Origin of the sequence: Streptococcus sp. 263_SSPC, assembly GCF_001071995.1 — a bacterium.
Lineage (GTDB): Bacteria > Bacillota > Bacilli > Lactobacillales > Aerococcaceae > Granulicatella.
In genome coordinates this window covers 1-3857 of sequence record NZ_JVNU01000052.1, presented here as the reverse complement: position 1 = coordinate 3857, position 3857 = coordinate 1, and the positions used below count along the sequence as shown (strand labels likewise).

Genomic DNA, 3857 nt, shown 5'->3' with positions numbered 1-3857 from the left:
GCTTCACCGTAATTCTCACCCATGTACTTAAATGCCGTTTTGCTAATTCGTTCTTGATACGGGTCCTTAACGATAGTCCCTTCGATAGAATGTTCTTTAATAAATTCCAAGACTTCATTCGTCGTTCCAAAGTGCATCGCTTGTTTAATATCAGTTGTAAATTTATGCGTATATCGTGGATGGTTCTTTGCAAGATATCCCATCATGCTTGAGTAATCTTCGATATGTTGGAAGTACCATTGAGGACTCTTCGCGTCTCTAATGACATACATTTTTATACTATTCATGAGCATCGCTCCTTTGCTATTTTTTCTTCTAATTCATGACCTGTGACACGTGTGACATGTGTGACACGTTTTTTTGAAAAATATAAAATATAAATATAAGAATGTTGATTTAATAGGCTTTTATACTTACTTTTTACTTTTTTACTAAAAAACATGTCACAGGTGTCACATATATATAAAAAAGTATCTATAAACGTTGATGTAACAACATTTTGAAGTGTGACACCATTTTAAAAAAACGTGTCACATTGCCGGCACAACGAGTCACAAGTGTGACACGTTTTTAGTTTTGTGACACCAGTACGTGTCACAAATTAGGTAATAATTCTTTGATAACCTCTTATTAATTTTCCGTTGACTCTGAATCGTTCTTTCTTCCAATCTAGTAAATTATCCATAATAAAACTTATCTTTCGAGATAGTTTTTGGTCGTTCGATTCTTTATGGAATAGATTGAACATAATCTCCCGAGTAGCCACTCGATTCATCGTTTGTCCACCTGAAGTCCAGTCAGGACTGTTTGCAAAATATTTAGTCGTGTAAATATACTGATCAGTTGTTGTTCTTGTTTCCCAATCCTTAGGAACGGGCATTTCCAAGTACTGAAGAATTTGAAGTTCAATCTCATCTCTGAACATGAATTGCTCACGATATTCAACTAATTCAGCTTCCGTTTCTTCATCAAACATCAAATCCACACCGCTTTTATAAAGGGTGACGGCTTCACCCCAAATTTGTTTCACGACTTCATCCGTTATCTTCATAGGATGCTTTTTCTGTTTGTCGTTGCTTGCTAGTACAGGTAAGAACCTGCGCTCGCCTGTTTTATCCTTGAGGTATTCAACGTGATTGCTTGTACGTGCTAGAACGAAGTTTTTTGCGAACTCTTGCGTTCTGCGCATATACGGTTTTCTGAATCGTAAACTCGTTTTTGAAATGAACGATTTTGTTTCTGCGAAACTCATCCGGTCACTAGCGACCATTTCGTCATCGTTCACGATTAGATGTTTCAACATGATGTCGTAGTTGTCTTTGTTTGCAAAATCAGTGACTGCGTCCGTGTACCAATGCCCACCTAACTTTTGTAAAAAGGAGGTTTTACCAACACCTTGACCGCCAACTAGGTCCAGAACGTAGTCAAATTTGGCATAAGGTTCATATACTTTAGCAACAGCGCCTACCATCCACATTTCAGCGATTTTAGACACTAGAGGGTCTTGGTTAGCTCCTAAATAGACTTGCAGCATTTGTCCAATGCGTTTGCGTTTATCCCAGCCTTTCTCAGCTTCTTCCATATACTCTTTCACTGGATTGTAGGACCGTTCAGATAAGAAGGTTTCCATGCCGTCAATCATCGCTTGAGCTGTAAATGCTGCACCAGTGACATTCTCAAAATAAACCTTAACAACTGATTCGAAATTCGAAGGCAGCTCTCCTTTTTTCAGAAGCGTGTTTCCAAGTTGGATATCTCTTGTTAATTCGTGCTCTTGGGAGAATTCGTTATGCTTCAGATAGAGATTTAACTGATCATCAGCTCGAAATGCGTTCAACACATTTACTGGACTGTTCGTTTTTAAAGTTCCATTGCTATTTTTTATCGGTTCATAATCCTTATAAAAACTCACTACTTCGCCAATCACAATCACCTCCTATCTTTGTTAATCATACTTACTACTGTTCTTTCTAATTCTTGCATCGATAGTGGGTTTGGAGTGTTGGTATTAGCTATTTTAGCTAACGTCAACACATCCATCTCGTCCACTCCTCGCCATAAAAGCCCACCCACAAATTTAGCAAGCTTATCATTACGATTCCCTTCATCCCCTAATCCATTGGCGATGATTTCAAACAGTTCTGTCGTTTTTGTCTTTCCAGATGTCCGACCCTTACTAACCCACGACCTCAACCCGTCGCTGTAATCAAATTCACGCCCGTTGGTGATTTTGTATTGTTGAATGATGGCTTCAATCAACGCTCTGGAGGGAGTAATCATCGTTCCTTTTTCGGGAGATTTTTCCATGTCCCATTCATATTGCCCTTTATCCGTTGCAGAAGGAGCAACCAACACATAATTGTTTTCATGCGCTTTGATATCCACTCCTGGTAGGAATCCAATCATTTGACTGATGTGGATATCATCACGCTTGAAATAGAATAGGTGCTTACCTCCTGATGCCGTCTTAGCTTGAAGTGTGGGTTCGATTAGGTTTAAATGTTCCCAATTCTTCAACGAATCAAATCCACTGGTTTGTCCGTGTTTGTCAATATCAATCACGAAGAAATTTGTAGTCCTTAGTGCGATGTTTGCATTTGGATATTTACTCCAAACTTCGTTAATTCCATCAGCATCAAGAGGTGGTTTATCCGCAAATTCAATTAATGGTCTTTTAGTTGTAGAACTAATCGGGATGACCGAAAACCCTTTTTGCTGATACAACAGCGCATATTCTTTCATTGAATGCATGAGATCACCTTATTTTTAGAAAGGTAAATCGTCTTCTTCTACAACAACTGTATTCATCGCATTTTCAGCATTTTCTTCAATATCATAGTTGCGATATACTTTGTCTTCTTTACCTTTTGTTTCTAGGATTTTTAATGTGAAGTAAGAACCAACTGCTTTACGTTCTAATGCATCAGCTAATGCTCTTCCGTCTTCGAAGTCGTTCTTCATAACTTTATCTCCAGCAAGTTCAATCGCTTTAGTAAAGAACTTGATTGTTCGTTCTACTGACCAAGAAAGGTCTTTGCCGTTCCATTCAGATAATGTTCCAAAAGATACATATTCAGTACGTCCGTTAAATTCACCTTCACGGACTTCAAACGTGAACCCTAAACTTTCCCATCCGCTTGGTGCAATGTTAAATTGTACTCGTTTTAATACAACTGTGTAATCACCGGCTGGTAACGCTGCAGGTCCGTTCACGCTATCTTTACGAGGGTCAAATCCATCTTCTTTAATTTTCTTTGCAATACTTAATAAACTCATTTTTCATTTCTCCTTTAGTTTTAAAATAATTCATCTTCGTTATTAGAAACTTCAACAGTTTCCTGTTTTGTTGGTTTTGCAGCTGACTTTGTTGCTGCTTGTTGCTTACGAGGTGGTTCAACTGCGCCTCTGATTGTTGATAAAATTTTCAAAATCGCTTTGTCATCCACCTGGTCCGCATAGTAAGTCTTACGTTTTCTGTCGACTTCACGATTGTAGTTATTCCCGATTTTTTCTGTGTGGATCATTAAATCTGAATTCCCGTTGATAAGGTTCACGTACTTATCTTTCAAGCTTGGTTTGTCTTTAGTAGCATTTCCGTTATCGTCATATTCTGAGATTTGACGGCTGATGTAAATCACATTCATCGGTAATGCTTTGAGGTCAATAACCAGTTCCGTAATAGCCTGGTTGAAGAAGTCATAACCTTTCCCGTATGGGATTTCAGACAACGACTTCAATCGAGGTTTCCCTGGTGGAGTTAGCTCATCACACACAGCGATTTTAATCATCTCGATAACATCGTCGATAACATCGATTACGACTGTCTCGTATGAATGTTCTTGCGTTTGTAGAGCTAA

General features: G+C 38.5%; 5 protein-coding genes. All 5 read right to left on the bottom strand.

Annotated features, from left to right (window positions below):
• On the bottom strand, window positions 1-287 hold a 287-nt coding region (locus ADH02_RS08040; protein WP_048783455.1), incomplete at its 3' end, for a hypothetical protein.
• A 314-nt stretch (window positions 288-601) separates the two neighbouring features.
• A complete protein-coding gene (locus tag ADH02_RS08035; RefSeq protein ID WP_048784021.1) occupies window positions 602-1927 on the bottom strand; it encodes a virulence-associated E family protein in 1326 nt (441 codons plus the stop codon).
• A 2-nt stretch (window positions 1928-1929) separates the two neighbouring features.
• A complete protein-coding gene (locus tag ADH02_RS08030) occupies window positions 1930-2751 on the bottom strand; it encodes a bifunctional DNA primase/polymerase (RefSeq protein WP_048782023.1) in 822 nt (273 codons plus the stop codon).
• 15 nt (window positions 2752-2766) lie between these two features.
• Window positions 2767-3276, bottom strand: coding sequence for a hypothetical protein (locus tag ADH02_RS08025; protein WP_048782022.1), 510 nt, complete (start codon window positions 3274-3276; stop codon window positions 2767-2769).
• 20 nt (window positions 3277-3296) lie between these two features.
• Window positions 3297-3857, bottom strand: a 561-nt coding sequence (locus ADH02_RS08020) for an AAA family ATPase (protein ID WP_048783459.1), incomplete at its 5' end; no start/stop codon positions are given.

Coding starts and splice junctions, on each gene's coding strand:
- ADH02_RS08030 (WP_048782023.1), bottom strand. CDS start 2,751: ATGCATTCAATGAAAGAATATGCGCTGTTGTATCAGCAAAAAGGGTTT.
- ADH02_RS08025 (WP_048782022.1), bottom strand. CDS start 3,276: ATGAGTTTATTAAGTATTGCAAAGAAAATTAAAGAAGATGGATTTGAC.